This is a genomic window from Aquicoccus sp. SU-CL01552, assembly GCF_040365005.1.
Classification (GTDB): Bacteria; Pseudomonadota; Alphaproteobacteria; order Rhodobacterales; family Rhodobacteraceae; genus Antarcticimicrobium.
Window position 1 is genome coordinate 124,126 of the sequence record NZ_BAABWV010000002.1, and the last position, 14,775, is coordinate 138,900.

Consider the following 14,775-nt stretch of genomic DNA (forward strand, 5'->3'; position numbering starts at 1 on the left):
CGGCCCATTCTGTCGTCCTCTCCGATCCCTGGTCTGCGATTCCGTCCCATGAGTCTGTCCGCCGATGCTGCCGAAACCCTTGCGCTCCAGGCCCTGGCCTGGCTGGTGGGCAACGACGACCTGATGCCGGTCTTCCTTGGCGCGACCGGCGCCGGGCAGGACGAGTTGCGCGAACGGGCGGCCGAGCCGGAGTTTCTTGGCGCGGTGCTCGATTTCCTGATGATGGACGACGCCTGGGTGACCGGGTTCTGCGACGCCGCCGGCATTCCCTATGACCACCCGATGCAGGCCCGCGCCGCGCTGCCCGGCGGAGCGCAGATGCATTGGACCTGACCTGCCGGAAGGAGCCCGCGCCATGAACATCGAGGCCATCGTATTCGACAAGGACGGCACGCTGTTCGATTTCGCCGCCACCTGGGAGGCCTGGGCCGAGGCCTTTCTTCTGCGCGCCACCGGGCAGGATCGCGCCCGTGCGCAGGTCATCGGGGCACAGATCGGTTTCGATCTCGCGACGCGGTGTTTCGCCCCCGACAGCGTGGTGATCGCGGGCACCCCGGCCGAGGTGGCCGAGGCGCTGGGCGGGCATTTTCCGGAACTGAGCCGACCGGCCCTGATCGACATGCTGAACGAAGAGGCCGAGCGCGCGCCGCAGGTCGAGGCGGTGCCTCTGGCGCCGTTTCTGGACGGTCTGCGCGCGCGCGGTCTGCGGCTGGGCGTGGCCACCAATGATGCCGAGGCCCCGGCCCGGGCGCACCTGGGCGCGGCAAAGGTGCTCGACCGGTTCGACTTCGTCGCCGGGTTCGACAGCGGTTACGGGGCCAAGCCCGAGCCGGGGCCGCTGCTGGCGTTTTGCGCCGCGGTCGATGTGGACCCGGCCTGCGCCCTGATGGTGGGCGACAGCACCCATGATCTGCACGCCGGGCGCGCCGCCGGCATGTCCACGCTGGGGGTGCTCACCGGCATGGCTGGCGCGGACGAACTTGCCCCCCAGGCCGATGCGGTCCTGCCTGATATCGGGCATATCCCCGCCTGGCTGGCCACGCGCGGCTGAACACGGTCAGAAAACGACAGGATTCGTCGCGGACAAGGCGGCGCGCGCGTCCCGCCTGGGGCCTGCTGGAGGTCACAGCTGGCATCCGGAGGGGCACTCATGGCGGAACAGGCGACACGCAGACGGCGCGGCGGCGGCCGATCCGGTGCGGCGGCGCGGCGCGGCGCGGCGGTGATCGAACAGATGCCCTTTGCGCCGCCGATCAATCGCGACCGACCGATCGAACCGCTGAGCGAGGAGGGCGTCGCCGCCATTCACGACGGCGCCATGCGGATCCTCGAAGAGATCGGCATCGCCTTCTACAACCCCGAGGCCATCCAGATCCTGCGCGAGGCCGGCTGCACCGTCGAGGGCGACACCGTCCGCATGGGCCGCGATTTCGTGATGGAGATGGTGGGCAAGGCTCCGTCGCAGTTCACCCTGACCCCGCGCAACCCGGAGCGCAGGCTGACGGTCGGCGGCAACACCATGCTGTTCGGCAACGTCTCCTCGCCGCCGAACTACTGGGACATGGAGATCGGCCGCAAGGTGCCCGGCACGCGCGAGAAATGCGCCGACCTGTTGAAGCTGACGCAGTATTTCAACTGCATCCACTTCGCCGGTGGCTACCCGGTGGAACCGGTGGATCTCCACGCCAGCGTCCGGCACCTGGACGTGCTCTATGACAAGCTGACGCTCACCGACAAGGTGATGCACGCCTACTCGCTGGGCAAGGAGCGGGTCGAGGACGTGATGGAGATGGTGCGCATCGCCGGCGGACTCACCGAGGAGGAGTTCCAGGCCACGCCGCGGATGTACACCAACATCAACTCCACCTCGCCGCTCAAGCATGATTTCCCGATGATCGACGGCTGCCTGCGCATGGTGCGGCGCGGCCAGGCGGTGGTGGTCACCCCGTTCACCCTGGCCGGCGCGATGGCGCCGGTGACCATGGCTGGCGCGGTGGCGCAATCGCTGGCCGAGGCGCTTTGCGCCATTGCGCTGTTCCAATACGTGCGCCCGGGCTGCCCCTGCGCCATCGGCACCTTTACCTCCAACGTCGACATGAAATCCGGCGCCCCGGCCTTTGGCACTCCGGAATACATGCGCGCGACCCAGATGACCGGCCAAATGGCGCGGTTCTATGGCCTGCCGATGCGCTCCTCCGGGGTTTGCGCCGCCAACGTTCCGGACGGGCAGGCGATGTGGGAAACCTCGAACAGCCTCTGGGCGGCGGTGCAATCGGGCACGCATATGGTCTATCATGCCGCCGGATGGCTGGAGGGCGGGCTGATCGCCAGCCCGGAGAAATTCATCATGGATTGCGAGGTGCTGCAGCAGATCCAGCGCTACATGCAGCCCGAGATCTGGGCGACCGGACCCGATGAGGTCGCGGTTGAGGCGATCGGATCGGTCGGTAACGCCGGGCATTTCTTTGGCATCCAGCACACCCAGGATCGCTATACCACTGCGTTTTACCAGCCGTTCCTGAGCGATTGGCGCAACTACGAGGGGTGGGAGGCCGCCGGCAGCGTCTGGACGCCGGAACGCGCGCATTTGCTGTTCAAGCGGATCATCGAGAGTTTCGAGGCGCCGCCGATGGATGCGGCCATCCGTGATGAACTGGGCGATTTCGTTGCCCGCCGCAAGGCCGAGGGCGGTGCGCCGACCGATTTCTGACCCCCGTTCCGACCCCGTTCTGAAGGGCCGCCGTTTGGCATTTGTTAAGCCTTCCCTGTCCAAGCTGGGTGCAGGCTGCGGAAAACGGGGAGTCGGCATGCACGGTCTGGTCAACAGGGCGATCCAGTCCTTTGTCACCAATACCTATGGCGGCGAATGCTGGCATCGGGTGACCGAGGCCGCCGGGCTTGGCGAATTCGAGTTCGAGGCCATGCTGACCTATGACGACGCGGTGACCGAGGCGCTGCTGACTGCGTTTTGCACCGATCTGGGCCGCAGCCGCGGCGAGGTGTTGGAGGATCTGGGAACCTACCTGGTGTCGAATCCGGCGGTCGAGTCGTTGCGCCGCTTGTTGCGTTTTGGCGGTGACACCTACATCGATTTCCTGCATTCGCTCGACGACCTGAACGACCGGGCGCGGCTGGCGGTGCCGGACCTGCATCTGCCGGCGCTGGAACTGCGCGAGGATGGCAATGGGCGCTATCTGCTCTCCTGTGGTCCGGGAATGTCCGGGTTCGGGCGGGTAATGATCGGCATTCTACGGGCCATGGCCGACGATTACGGCGCGTTGGTGATGCTGGACCATGACGGTGCCGAAACCGGTGAGGGGCCTGACGGGGGCGCGGGGGATGCCGGCGAGGTCATCGTCGTGACGCTGGTTGAATCCGCCTTTGCCGCCGGCCGCGCCTTTGACCTGGGGGCGCGGGCCGGATGACCTGTAACGACACGCTGGCCAGGCTGCTGGCCCGGCTCTGCCCGATGCATATTGTGGTCGACGATACCGGCGTGATCCGTCGCGCCGGGCCGACGTTGCAGAAACTGCGCCCCGATCACCCGATGCCCGGGCAGCGGTTTCTGGATCTGTTCGAGCTGACCCGCCCGCGTCGCACCTGCCGTTTTGACGATCTGCTCGCCTCGGGCGAGAGCAAGCTCAACGTCACCTTTCGCACCGCGCCGCACACCGCGCTCAAGGGCCATATCGTGCCATTGCCCGGCTGCGCGGTGATCGACCTGTCCTTTGGCATCTCGCTGATCGACGCGGTGCGCGACTATGCCCTGAGCAGTGCCGATTTCGCCCCCACCAGCCTGGCCACCGAATTGCTGTACTTGGTCGAGGCAAAATCGGCGGTGATGGGGGAATACGGCCAGCTCAGCCGGCGGCTCCAGGCGGCCCGGGTCTCGGCCGAGGAGCAGGCCTTTACCGACACGCTGACCGGGCTGAAGAACCGCCGCGCCATGGACCATGTCCTGGCTCGCAAGGCGGGCGGGGGCATCCCCTATTCGGTGATGCATATCGACCTGGATTTCTTCAAGCAGGTCAACGACACGCTGGGCCACGCGGCCGGCGATCACGTCCTGCAGCAGGTCGCCCGCATCCTGGTCGAGGAGACCCGGCACGAGGATACCGTGGCCCGTGTCGGCGGCGACGAGTTCGTGATCGTCTTTGACGACCTGACCGACCGGCCGCGCCTGCGCCGTATCGGCCAACGGCTGATCGACCGGCTGCAACAACCGATGCAGTTCCGCGGGCGGCCCTGCGCGATCTCGGCCAGCATCGGTATCGCCCCCTCGGTCGAGCAGCCGCTGTCGACCCCGGCGGGGCTGCTGCGGCTGGCTGACCTGGCGCTCTATGATGCCAAGCACGCGGGGCGGTCGACCCTGTGTTTTGCCGCCCCCCGGAGCGGAACGCGAACCGCCTGCCCACCCGGGGCAGAGGTCGATGAAACACAGGGGGGATGCCCCCCGGGGTGAGCGGCAGGACCGTGCCGCCCGGGGTGGTTTGGAGGTGCGAAACTTGACAGCCGGGGTCGAGCTTGGTCTGGTGTTCAAATAGGTTTATCATATTCCGGCGTGCCGTGCCGCCGCTGCGGGTTCTCCGCAACCGCACGGCCCGCCATCAAGGTGAGGATACTGGAAATGTGGAAACGGAATCTCTGCGCATCGCTGGCGGCGGCCAGCATGGTCTTCGTGGGTGTCGAGCGCGCCAAGGCGGATGATGCCGCCTCGTTTCTGGGCGGTGCCCTGCTGGGCGGGATCATCGTCAACGAAGTGAACAAGAACAAGGCGCGTCGCACCACCACCACCACCGTGCGGCGCAGCGGCGTTTCCTCGTCGCAGCGCGAACAGAACCGCCAGGTGCAGGTGGCGCTGAACTACTTCGGTTACAACGTCGGCTATGCCGATGGCGTTCTGGGCCGCAACAGCCGCAGCGGCATCCGTCGTTACCAGGCCGACATGGGTTATACCGTCGACGGCTATCTCGACCCGCATGAAACCAGTTTCCTGCTGGGCAGCCATCAGCGGGCACTGGCCAGCGCGCATGTGCCGCCCTATGCCCAGATCGTCGCGACCTCGGGTCAGGCCGGGTTGCTGCGCACCTATCGCAACGAACAGTTGGGCATTGCCACGCCGGGCACCCAGATGCAGCCGCAGACCCAGATGGCCGCTGCGCCGACGCCGATGCCGGTTCCCGCTCCGGCGCCGGTGCCGACCCAGCCGGAACCGGTCACCGCGCGCGCCGACACCAGCGGCGGTAACATGCCGCAGTTCAATTTCACCCCCGAGGCACGCTCGATCCGCGACCACTGCGACCAGATCAACGTGCGCACGGCGGCCAACGGTGGGCTGCGCACCGCGGCCACCATCACCGATGCAGGTTTCGCACTGAGCGAGCAATTCTGCCTCGCCCGGACTCAGGCAATGTCGGACAGCGCCCGGATCGAGGCCTCGATCCCCAACATGACGCGCGAACAGGTCGAGGCGCAGTGTGACGGCCTGGCCCAGGCCATCGAGCCGCAGCTTCAGGGCATCGAGAGCCTGCAGTCGGGCCAGATCATGGCCAAGACCAAGGCCTTCCTCGAAAGCTCGGGGCAACCGATGGCGCAACTGGTTTCCGGCGGCAAGGTCTGCCTCGGCGCCGGTTACCGCGCCGACAATGCGCGCGTCGCACTGGCCAGCGCGGTGCTGCTGACCTCGGCGGGGCAGGGTGGTTATGGCGAACTGGTCAGCCATCATCTGCGCGAGGGGTTCGGCACGCTGCAGGCTGCACCGCAACAGGCGGCCTCCTGGATGCAGGTGGCAATGACCGCTGTGGCCAACGGCCTGCCGGTTCTTGGCCAGGGCCAGGGTCGCGCCGCCGTGCTGAAGGCTGCCTCGGGCGGTGCGATTCCGGTCTTCGGTGCCGCCAGCGAGTGACGGACGTGACTGTCTGACAAGAGGGCCCGCCCCGGGAAGGAGGCGGGCCCTTTTCTGTCTGATGTCCCGGTCGTTTTGTGCCTCGGTGCCGCAGGGGATGTCCCCGTGGTTCGCCCTTTCAAACGTGAAGAACAGAATGCGAACGAACCTTTAACTGCGATGCGATCCGGGTTAACATCCCGCCATGAGCAGTTTCGACGAAATCGACGCATTCGAGGGCGCGGCGCTGTCGGCGCGCGCGGTGGCAGCCCGTGGTCAGGCCATGGGGGCACCCTATCTGGACGACCTGAACCCGGCACAGCGCGAGGCGGTGGAGCGGCTGGACGGGCCGGTCCTGATGCTGGCCGGGGCAGGCACGGGCAAAACCAAGGCGCTGACGGCGCGAATCGTGCACCTGTTGAACACCGGCCGCGCCCGACCGAACGAGATCCTCGCGGTGACCTTTACCAACAAGGCCGCGCGCGAGATGAAAGAGCGGGTCGGCCGCCTGCTGGGGGCGAGCATCGAGGGCATGCCCTGGCTGGGCACCTTCCACTCGATCTGCGTCAAGCTGTTGCGGCGGCACGCGGAACTGGTCGGGCTGAAATCCAACTTCACCATTCTCGACACCGACGACCAGCTGCGGCTGCTGAAACAGCTGGTGCAGGCTGCCGGCATCGACGACAAGCGTTGGCCGGCGCGGCAACTGGCCGGGGTGATCGACAGCTGGAAGAACCGGGCGCTGACCCCGGACAAGGTACCGAGCGCCGATGCCGGCGCCTACAACCGGCGCGGCGTCGCGCTTTACGCGCAATACCAGACCCGCCTGCGCGAGCTGAACGCGGTCGATTTCGGCGACCTGCTGCTGCACGTGGTGATGATCTTTCAGAAACACCCTGACGTGCTGGAGCAGTATCAACGCTGGTTCCGCTATATCCTGGTGGACGAATACCAGGATACCAACGTGGCGCAGTACCTCTGGCTGCGGCTCTTGGCGGGAGGGCATCGCAACATCTGCTGCGTCGGTGATGACGACCAGTCGATCTATGGCTGGCGCGGCGCCGAGGTGGGTAACATCCTGCGGTTCGAAAAGGATTTTGAGGGCGCCCATGTGGTGCGGCTGGAGCAGAACTATCGCTCGACCCCGCATATCCTGGCGGCTGCCTCGAACGTGATCCGGGGCAACGCCGGGCGGCTGGGCAAGGAACTCTGGACCGAGGCGGAAGAGGGCGAGAAGGTCCGCCTGATCGGCCATTGGGACGGCGAGGAAGAGGCACGCTGGATCGGCGAAGAGATCGAGGCGATGCAGCGCGGCACGCGGGGGATGCGCGCCTTTGGCTTGAACGAGGTGGCGATCCTGGTGCGCGCCAGCCACCAGATGCGCGCTTTCGAGGACCGGTTCCTGACCATCGGGCTGCCCTACCGGGTGATCGGCGGGCCACGGTTCTATGAGCGGATGGAGATTCGCGATGCCATGGCCTATTTCCGGCTGGTGGTCAGCCCGGATGACGACCTGGCCTTTGAGCGCATCGTCAACACGCCCAAGCGTGGCCTTGGCGACAAGGCACAGCAGACCATCCAGACCGCAGCGCGCGCCAATGGCGTGAGCCTGCTGGAGGGCGCGCGGATCGCGGTCGAGGACGGGCTGATCAAGGGCAAGGGCGGCGCCGCGCTGCGTTCCCTGGTCGAGGATCTGCGCCGTTGGGGCCGGATGACCGGTGACGCGGACATGACCCACATGGAACTGGCCGAGATCGTGCTGGATGAAAGCGGCTATACCGGCCATTGGCAGAACGACAAGACTCCCGAGGCGCCGGGGCGGCTGGAAAACCTCAAGGAACTGGTCAAGGCGCTGGAAAACTTCGAGAACCTGCAAGGGTTCCTGGAACACGTCAGCCTGGTGATGGACAACGACAAGCAGGACGCCGAGCAGAAGGTCAGCATCATGACCCTGCACGCGGCCAAGGGGCTGGAGTTTCCCGCCGTGTTCCTCCCGGGCTGGGAGGACGGGTTGTTCCCGTCGCAACGCAGCATGGACGAGAGCGGCCTCAAGGGCCTCGAGGAAGAGCGGCGGCTGGCCTATGTGGGCATCACCCGCGCCGAGGAGTTGTGCACGATTTCCTTTGCCGGCAACCGCCGGGTGTTCGGGCAATGGCAATCGGCATTGCCGTCGCGCTTCGTCGATGAACTGCCCGAGGAGCATGTGGAGGTGCTGACGCCGCCGGGGCTCTACGGGGGCGGCTATGGCGCGGCGGCAACACAGGGCGGCGCGGTGCGCAGCAATATCGAATCGCGGGTGGCCGATGCGAATGTCTACAACTCGCCGGGCTGGAAACGGATGCAGGCGCGCGCCGGTCAGCGTGGCACCACCCAGCCGAAAGAGAGCCGCAACACCGTGATCGACCTCGATGCGGTGTCCAGCTTCACCATGGGCGAGCGGGTGTTCCACCAGAAATTCGGCTATGGCGCCATCATCGGCATCGAGGGCGACAAGCTCGAGGTCGATTTCGAGAAGGCCGGGCCGAAAAAGGTGGTGGCCCATTACGTCACGGCCAGCGACGACATCCCGTTCTGATGCCATCTGCCGGCGGGCGGGTGGATTTTTTTCGCGACGGGGCGGATTCCCGATGCAGCGCCATGCGAATCCTGTAATCTGACCGCGTAGGGTGCCCCCGCGAGGGGGAGAATTGGGAAGCCGGTGAGAGGCCGGCGCTGCCCCCGCAACGGTAAGGATTGGGTAAGTCCGGCAAAACCACTGAGGCGCAGGCCTCGGGAAGGGCCGGATCAGGGAGAGATCCCCCCACTGTCCAAGCCCGGAAACCAGCCTTGCAGCAACGAGTCGGATCGCGGGCGGCGGTCGGGGCGTGGGGGCTGGGCCGCGACCGGTCATTTTGCCCCCCGTTTCCTGTCCCTGTCCGCATGAACAGGATGATCGCCACGGGGCGTGGCAGGAAAGGATGCGGATGAACTTCAATTCAATACAGGCGGACCGGTCATGATTCTGGCCGGAATACTGCGGAATTTGCGCGATTTGCCCGAGGGGCGCTGTGCCGAGGCGGCGGCGCGGATCGGATTCCTGGAGTGGTTGATGAGTTTGCCAGCGGACTGCGGTGCGGGCGCGGCGGCCCGGGCGGCGGAACGGCGCGCGGCACCGATGTCGCGCAGTTACCCGGCGGTGGCGCGGTTCTGCGATTACTTGCGTGCGGCGCGGCGCGCCGACCGCGACGCGACAAGGCCCCTGCGCCGGGGCGGCTCGCGGGCGCGCCGGGCGGAACGTGAAAGACAGGCCTGAGGGACCCCCCCGAAAACGTGAAAACGGCGACACCAGGGAGGAGGAGAGGTGCCGCCGTTCTCTTTCAACACCGCGGCGCAGGGAGGAGGAGAGCGCCTTGGTGCAACATCACGGCGCAGGGAGGAGGAGAGCGCCGGGATGTATCCCGAATTTCATCGTCTTCCCGCCGGGGCGGGAAATGACCGGCGGCACCAGGGAGGAGGAGAGGTGCCGCCGGCTCATTGAACACCAAGCGCAGGGAGGAGGAGAGCGCCCGGTGTGTCACAACACCAAGCGCAGGGAGGAGGAGAGCGCCCGGTGTATGAGGTCCGGCATGATTGGGGCCGGTATAAGGTGCGGCGGCATCAGGGAGGAGGACGATGCCGCCGCGGAGAACAGGTTCCTAGGGAGGAGGAGAAGGAACCTGAACTGGTAAACTGGTGCTGGGCTCAGAGTTCTCCAGCTGCTTCGAGTGCCACGCGGCGCACTTCGGACCGGTGCAGGCCAAGGTCGGCCAGCTCACGGTTGGTCAGAGCGCTCAGCTCGGCGTAGGTACGACGGTACACGCGGTACTTGGCAAAGCGGCCCTTGAGGGCCTCTGTGGCACCGTGCACGCGGCTCATGAGAGAGGCGCCGTTTGCGTGGGTATGGGTCAGTGCAGTCATTGCTCGTTACCTTCGATCATCGTGTCGCCGTCGTCGTCGTGGCGTTGCTTGAGACTGAAATTAATCAAATGCTGCAGATGCACAATAGTTTTCGAAATCAATGCCGCTATGCAGCAAGTGCATAGATTGATTGTGAAAAAATCTGGCAGTATTGCTGACGTAAGGTCATTTCAACAAATTGCCGAGGCTTTGGGCGCGGCGCGTGGATATTGAGCGGCGGCGGTATAATAATGGCCATCTGCCATGCGTTTCGCGCTTCGTGTCATGCGCTTGACGCAGGGCGGGGGTTGCGACCCCGAGGGAATCGGGGCGCCGTCCTGCCCAGGTCGGATGATCACGGTTTCGTGTGGCGCTGACCCCGATCCTTGTTGTGCACCCAGGGTGGGTGTCGATGTGTTCTCTTTCGCTGATCGCGTGCCGACTCGCCGCCGTGCGGCCGGCGACTCGGGCCTTTTCAATGGGGGCGTGCGCCCCGGTCGGGGCATCTTTCGTCAATTCGGTCGGAATCGGCGTGTCGTGCCTGCCCGGTTGCAGGTGGGGTGACTCCTTATAGAGGAGGCTGCTGGCCCGGTGTGCGGCGACGTCCTGCAGGGCCCACTTATAGTAGTCAATCTCCGGCACAACGATTTGGGTCCGGATCCCGGCAACGATGCCGGCCGCTCCTGGCGCCGAGGTGATGTCGGCGTTACGGGAAATTGCGGGACTGGAGGGGGAATGGTGTTCAAAACGGGGTTGAGCGGTAAACCATCCGAGGTTTCCTGTTCCTAAAATAAGAACATAAGAGAAACATTTGCGGGGGTTTGCTCAGAATATGAATTTTTACGGGATTTTCTGGGAAAATTTGCGTCGTGTTTCTCCATACCACATGTAGTGGGCGTGTTGTGGACCTCAGCTAGGTGAGGGGATCTTCAGCTTGTTTCCCCTTGATTTCTGAGGGGTCCGGGGTGCAAAAGGCCATGTTTCCTTGGTTGATCCCGCAAATTGCAGTTGATTTCCATGAATTCCCGTGGCATTCATTGTTCATCGGATGAGAACGAGGACACAGGGGCGGAAGACCCCGAACCAAAACAAAAGAGCAGGTTTCATACAGGCACTTCGCTTTCATCTACCAAGAGATCCGGCGCGCGAGCGAGCAGACATCCCCCCAGGTGGCGCGCGCAGTCGGACACCCCGCACAGCGGGACAAGGGCGGCGGGTTGATCAGTGGCAGCAGATCAGCCCGCCGTTTTTCCATCCGGGGGCATGACTTTCGCGGGGGCGCAGGCAGAGGGACGACAGGGCGTGAGCCGACGGTTCAGAGGCGAATACACCTTCAAGGTGGATGCAAAGGGCAGGGTGTCGATCCCGGCCCTGTTTCGCCGTGTGCTCGAATCCGGCGATCCCGATTATACCGAGGGGCTGCGTCCGCAACTCGTCATCGTCTACGGCCCGCCCGACCAGCCCTATCTCGAGGCCTACACGATCAACGAGATCGAAAAGCTCGAGGCCAAGATTGATCGGCTTCCCAATTCTCCGCTCAAGCGCAAGCTGGTCCGCGACATCACCTCGCGATCGCACCATACCGAGGTTGATCCCGATGGGCGGCTGGTATTGCCGCTGCGCCACCGCGACAAGATCGGGCTGGAGAAAGAGGCTTTCTTCGTCGGCACCTCCGGCACCTTCCAGATCTGGAACCCCGAAACCTACGATGCCCTCCTGGCCGAGGAGGAGGAAGAGGATCTGGGCTTCGATATCCCCGAGGGAACCAACCCGCTCGACGCGCTGGACATGGCCTTGGCCCGTCAGGCCCAAGACGGCGAGGGGGGCTGAGCCATGGCCGCAGCCGTCCCGCCGGTCCCGCCCTCGGACAAACCCCATATCCCGGTTCTGTTGCGCGCGCTGCTTAAGGCGGTGGCACCGGTCACCGGCACATGGCTGGACGGCACCTTTGGTGCCGGCGGCTATACCCGTGGATTGCTCGAGGCGGGGGCGGCCCGGGTGATCGCGGTGGATCGCGATCCGCTGGCCTTCGACATGGCGCGGGACTGGGCAGAAGGCTATGGCGACCGGCTGGTGATGCAGCCGGGCGTGTTTTCGCGCATGGATGACTATGCCAGCGATCTTGACGGCGTTGTGCTGGACCTCGGCGTCTCCTCGATGCAACTCGACATGGCCGAGCGCGGGTTTTCCTTCATGAAGGAGGGGCCGCTGGACATGCGCATGTCGCAGGAGGGGCCCAGCGCCGCCGACCTGGTCAATTCCGCCGACGAAGCCGATCTGGCGGATGTCCTGTATCTTTATGGCGAAGAGCGAGCCAGTCGCCGGATCGCGCATGCCATCGTGCGGGCGCGCGACGAGGCGCCGATCGAGACCACGCTGCACCTGGCCAAGATCGTCGAGTCCTGCCTGCCCCGGTCCAAGCCGGGGCAATCGCATCCGGCCACCCGCAGCTTCCAGGCCTTGCGGATCGCGGTGAACGACGAGTTCGGAGAGCTGTTCCGTGGGCTGATGGCTGCCGAGCGCGCCTTGAAGCCGGGCGGTAAGCTGGCGGTGGTCACCTTTCATTCCATCGAGGACCGGATGGTCAAACGGTTCCTTCAGATGCGGGCCGGCCAGACCGGGCGCGGCAGCCGCCACGCCCCCGAGATGACGATCCCCGACCCGCAATTCATCCTGCGTCCGCGCAAGGCGATCGCGCCGGATGCCGAGGAGCTGGCCGAAAACCCGAGGGCGCGTTCGGCCCGGTTGCGGGTGGCCATCCGCACCGAGGCGCCGGCCGGCACGGTGGACCCGCGCGAGATCGGGATGCCGCAACCCAAACCGAAAACTAGGGGAAAGCAACGATGAAGGGCATCGCTTATGTTCTGGCCGCGCTGGCGGTGTTCGGGCTGGCCTTCTGGGCCTACCGCGAGAATTACGCCACCCAGCAGGTGCTCAAGGAAACCCGCGCCCTGCAACGGCAGATCGGCGCGGCGCAGGTGCGGATGGGGGTGCTGCGGGCCGAATGGGCCTATCTCAACCGGCCCGACCGGCTGACCGAGCTGGCCGAATTGAACTTTGACCGGCTGGGGCTGTTGCCGCTGCGCCCGGACCAGTTCGGCCTGATCGACGAGGTCAGCTACCCGCCCAAGCCGCTGTTGCCGATCACCAATCCCATAGACGTCTCGACCATGGCGGACGGAGAAGAGCCATGACGCGCACCCCCCTGCGCCCGCTGGCGCGCATCCTGCCGGCCCGCGCCAAGGGCGAGAACCCCGACGCCATCGAACGCGAGAACATCCGCCAGCGCCATGCCGAGATGCAGGACCGGGCGCGGATGCGCGCCGAGGGCCGGCTGTTGGTGCTGGGGCTGTTCTTTTTCTGCGCCTTCCTCGTGGTGGGCGGACGCATGGCGCTGATGGCGACTTCGGAGCCGCAGGAGCCGGTGGCGAGCGCGCATGGCGTCTCGATCGCCGCGCAGCGCGCCGACATCGTCGACCGTCGGGGGCGCATCCTGGCGACCAACTTCGAGACCCATTCGCTCTATGCCCAGCCGCCGCAGCTGGTCGACCCGGTCGCAGCGGCCAAGGGGCTGGTGCAGATCTTTCCCGATCTGGACGAGGCGCGGCTGATCAAGGATTTCACCGGCAAGCGGAAATTCGTCTGGATCAAGAAGCGGATCAGCCCGGAACAAAAGCAGGCTGTGCATGACCTGGGCGATCCCGGGTTGCTGTTCGGCCCGCGCGAGATGCGCCTTTATCCCAACGGCAAGTTGGCGGCGCATGTGCTGGGCGGTGCCGGTTTCGGACGCGAGGGGGTGAACGCCGCCGAGGTGATCGGCGTGGCGGGCGTCGAGAAGCAGTTCGACGATTACCTGCGTGACCCGGCCAACGGCGCGCACCCGCTGGAGCTGGCGCTGGATCTGACGGTGCAGGCGGCGGCCGAGCAGGTGCTGGCGGGCGGCATTAAGCTGATGAATGCCAAGGGCGCCGCCTCGATTCTCATGGATGTGCACACCGGCGAGGTGATCTCGGTGGTGAGCCTGCCCGATTTCGATCCCAACGACCGGCCGCGCCCGCCGGTCTCGGGCGATCCCAGCGACAGCCCGCTGTTCAACCGCGCGGTGCAGGGGGTGTACGAGCTGGGCTCGACCTTCAAGATCTTTGCCGCGGCGCAGGCCATCGACCTCGGGCTCGTCTCGGCCGAGACGATCATCGACACCTCCGGGCCGATGAGGATATCGGGCTATCCGATCGGGGAGTTCCACAACAAGAACTATGGCAAGCTCAGCGTCACCGACGTGATCGTCAACAGTTCCAACCGGGGCACCGGCCGGCTGGCGCTGGAGATCGGGCCGGAGCGGCAAAAGGCGTTCCTGGGCGCGCTGGGAATGTTCGACCCGACTCCATTCGAGATCGTCGAGGCGCACGGTGGCCAGCCACTGGTGCCGGAACGCTGGACCGAGCTTTCTACGGTGACGATTTCCTATGGTCACGGGCTGTCGACCAGCCCTATGCACCTGGCCGCCGGCTATGCCGCGATTGCCAACGGCGGTCACTACGTCAGCCCCACGGTGCTGCGCCAGGACGGGCCGCAGCACGGGCCGCGGGTGCTGTCCGAACAGGCGGCAGCCGATGCGCGACGGATGCTGCGCAAGGTGGTCACCGAGGGCACCGCCAGTTTCGGCGAGGTGCCGGGATACGCGGTGGGCGGCAAGACCGGGACAGCGGACAAGCCCAAGCCGCGCGGCGGCTACTACGATGACAAGGTGATCGCCACCTTCGCCTCGATGTTCCCGGCGCATGATCCGAAATATGTCCTTGTGGTCACCTTGGACGAGCCCTCGGTGCAGGCCTACAAGGAAGAGCGGCGCACCGCCGGCTGGACCGCCGTACCGGTGGCCGCCGAGATGATCGGGCGGCTGGCGCCGTTGCTGGGATTGCGGCCTGACGTTGAACCCGGCCCGCGCGCTGCTATAACGCTCACGTCGAACTGAA

At 65.7% G+C, this 14,775-nt stretch carries 14 protein-coding genes and 1 riboswitch; of the genes, 13 read left to right on the top strand and 1 reads right to left on the bottom strand.

Annotation, left to right across the window (positions count from 1 at the left end):
• The first annotated feature begins 48 nt into the window (after positions 1 to 48).
• The 9 genes from ABWV23_RS03320 to ABWV23_RS03360 all read left to right on the top strand — a co-directional run bounded on the left by ABWV23_RS03320 (position 49) and on the right by ABWV23_RS03360 (position 9,591).
• Complete coding sequence (locus tag ABWV23_RS03320) at positions 49 to 333, top strand: DUF3572 domain-containing protein (RefSeq protein ID WP_353344900.1); 285 nt, start codon at positions 49 to 51, stop codon at positions 331 to 333.
• A gap of 22 nt (positions 334 to 355) precedes the next feature.
• Positions 356 to 1,051, top strand: coding sequence for an HAD family hydrolase (locus tag ABWV23_RS03325; protein WP_353344902.1), 696 nt, complete (start codon positions 356 to 358; stop codon positions 1,049 to 1,051).
• Positions 1,052 to 1,150: 99 nt separating this feature from the next.
• The gene (locus ABWV23_RS03330; RefSeq protein ID WP_353344904.1) at positions 1,151 to 2,710 is read left to right on the top strand and encodes a trimethylamine methyltransferase family protein; all 1,560 of its coding nucleotides are present in this window, start codon (positions 1,151 to 1,153) and stop codon (positions 2,708 to 2,710) included.
• Between the two features lie 97 nt (positions 2,711 to 2,807).
• On the top strand, positions 2,808 to 3,425 hold the full coding sequence (locus ABWV23_RS03335) for a heme NO-binding domain-containing protein (protein ID WP_353344906.1): 618 nt from the start codon (positions 2,808 to 2,810) through the stop codon (positions 3,423 to 3,425).
• A complete protein-coding gene (locus ABWV23_RS03340) occupies positions 3,422 to 4,462 on the top strand; it encodes a diguanylate cyclase domain-containing protein (RefSeq protein ID WP_353344908.1) in 1,041 nt (346 codons plus the stop codon). The genes ABWV23_RS03335 and ABWV23_RS03340 overlap by 4 nt, the downstream gene beginning before the upstream one ends.
• Positions 4,463 to 4,627: 165 nt before the next feature.
• On the top strand, positions 4,628 to 5,905 hold the full coding sequence (locus ABWV23_RS03345) for a peptidoglycan-binding domain-containing protein (RefSeq protein WP_353344910.1): 1,278 nt from the start codon (positions 4,628 to 4,630) through the stop codon (positions 5,903 to 5,905).
• 184 nt (positions 5,906 to 6,089) lie between these two features.
• Positions 6,090 to 8,459, top strand: a complete 2,370-nt coding sequence (locus ABWV23_RS03350) for an ATP-dependent helicase (RefSeq protein ID WP_353344912.1) — start codon at positions 6,090 to 6,092, stop codon at positions 8,457 to 8,459.
• A gap of 72 nt (positions 8,460 to 8,531) precedes the next feature.
• Positions 8,532 to 8,727: riboswitch (cobalamin riboswitch) on the top strand.
• A gap of 152 nt (positions 8,728 to 8,879) precedes the next feature.
• Positions 8,880 to 9,176 (top strand): hypothetical protein, encoded by a 297-nt coding sequence (locus ABWV23_RS03355; RefSeq protein ID WP_353344914.1) that lies wholly within the window; start codon positions 8,880 to 8,882, stop codon positions 9,174 to 9,176.
• A gap of 178 nt (positions 9,177 to 9,354) precedes the next feature.
• A complete protein-coding gene (locus ABWV23_RS03360; RefSeq protein WP_353344916.1) occupies positions 9,355 to 9,591 on the top strand; it encodes a hypothetical protein in 237 nt (78 codons plus the stop codon).
• 13 nt (positions 9,592 to 9,604) lie between these two features.
• On the opposite strand, the gene ABWV23_RS03365 is transcribed toward ABWV23_RS03360, so the two are convergent.
• On the bottom strand, positions 9,605 to 9,820 hold the full coding sequence (locus tag ABWV23_RS03365) for a DUF1127 domain-containing protein (protein WP_502901585.1): 216 nt from the start codon (positions 9,818 to 9,820) through the stop codon (positions 9,605 to 9,607).
• A 1,242-nt stretch (positions 9,821 to 11,062) separates the two neighbouring features.
• Between ABWV23_RS03365 and mraZ the strand changes: the two genes are divergently transcribed.
• Genes mraZ through ABWV23_RS03385 form a run of 4 tightly spaced genes read left to right on the top strand, consistent with a single transcriptional unit; the run spans position 11,063 to position 14,774 of the window.
• Positions 11,063 to 11,629 (top strand): division/cell wall cluster transcriptional repressor MraZ, encoded by a 567-nt coding sequence (gene mraZ / locus ABWV23_RS03370; protein WP_353344918.1) that lies wholly within the window; start codon positions 11,063 to 11,065, stop codon positions 11,627 to 11,629.
• A 3-nt stretch (positions 11,630 to 11,632) separates the two neighbouring features.
• Complete coding sequence (gene rsmH / locus ABWV23_RS03375; protein ID WP_353344920.1) at positions 11,633 to 12,646, top strand: 16S rRNA (cytosine(1402)-N(4))-methyltransferase RsmH; 1,014 nt, start codon at positions 11,633 to 11,635, stop codon at positions 12,644 to 12,646.
• Positions 12,643 to 12,993: a cell division protein FtsL gene (ftsL, locus tag ABWV23_RS03380; RefSeq protein WP_353344922.1), complete on the top strand. Its 351-nt coding sequence runs from the start codon at positions 12,643 to 12,645 to the stop codon at positions 12,991 to 12,993. The genes rsmH and ftsL overlap by 4 nt, the downstream gene beginning before the upstream one ends.
• Positions 12,990 to 14,774, top strand: coding sequence for a peptidoglycan D,D-transpeptidase FtsI family protein (locus tag ABWV23_RS03385; protein ID WP_353344924.1), 1,785 nt, complete (start codon positions 12,990 to 12,992; stop codon positions 14,772 to 14,774). The genes ftsL and ABWV23_RS03385 overlap by 4 nt, the downstream gene beginning before the upstream one ends.
• The last annotated feature ends 1 nt before the right edge of the window (position 14,775 follow it).

Excerpts from the sequence above, each read along its gene's own strand:
- ABWV23_RS03320 (WP_353344900.1), top strand. The coding sequence starts at position 49 with ATGAGTCTGTCCGCCGATGCTGCCGAAACCCTTGCGCTCCAGGCCCTG.
- ABWV23_RS03325 (WP_353344902.1), top strand. The coding sequence starts at position 356 with ATGAACATCGAGGCCATCGTATTCGACAAGGACGGCACGCTGTTCGAT.
- ABWV23_RS03330 (WP_353344904.1), top strand. The coding sequence starts at position 1,151 with ATGGCGGAACAGGCGACACGCAGACGGCGCGGCGGCGGCCGATCCGGT.
- ABWV23_RS03335 (WP_353344906.1), top strand. The coding sequence starts at position 2,808 with ATGCACGGTCTGGTCAACAGGGCGATCCAGTCCTTTGTCACCAATACC.
- ABWV23_RS03340 (WP_353344908.1), top strand. The coding sequence starts at position 3,422 with ATGACCTGTAACGACACGCTGGCCAGGCTGCTGGCCCGGCTCTGCCCG.
- ABWV23_RS03345 (WP_353344910.1), top strand. The coding sequence starts at position 4,628 with ATGTGGAAACGGAATCTCTGCGCATCGCTGGCGGCGGCCAGCATGGTC.
- ABWV23_RS03350 (WP_353344912.1), top strand. The coding sequence starts at position 6,090 with ATGAGCAGTTTCGACGAAATCGACGCATTCGAGGGCGCGGCGCTGTCG.
- ABWV23_RS03355 (WP_353344914.1), top strand. The coding sequence starts at position 8,880 with ATGATTCTGGCCGGAATACTGCGGAATTTGCGCGATTTGCCCGAGGGG.
- ABWV23_RS03360 (WP_353344916.1), top strand. The coding sequence starts at position 9,355 with ATGACCGGCGGCACCAGGGAGGAGGAGAGGTGCCGCCGGCTCATTGAA.
- ABWV23_RS03365 (WP_502901585.1), bottom strand. The coding sequence starts at position 9,820 with ATGACTGCACTGACCCATACCCACGCAAACGGCGCCTCTCTCATGAGC.
- mraZ (WP_353344918.1), top strand. The coding sequence starts at position 11,063 with ATGACTTTCGCGGGGGCGCAGGCAGAGGGACGACAGGGCGTGAGCCGA.
- rsmH (WP_353344920.1), top strand. The coding sequence starts at position 11,633 with ATGGCCGCAGCCGTCCCGCCGGTCCCGCCCTCGGACAAACCCCATATC.
- ftsL (WP_353344922.1), top strand. The coding sequence starts at position 12,643 with ATGAAGGGCATCGCTTATGTTCTGGCCGCGCTGGCGGTGTTCGGGCTG.
- ABWV23_RS03385 (WP_353344924.1), top strand. The coding sequence starts at position 12,990 with ATGACGCGCACCCCCCTGCGCCCGCTGGCGCGCATCCTGCCGGCCCGC.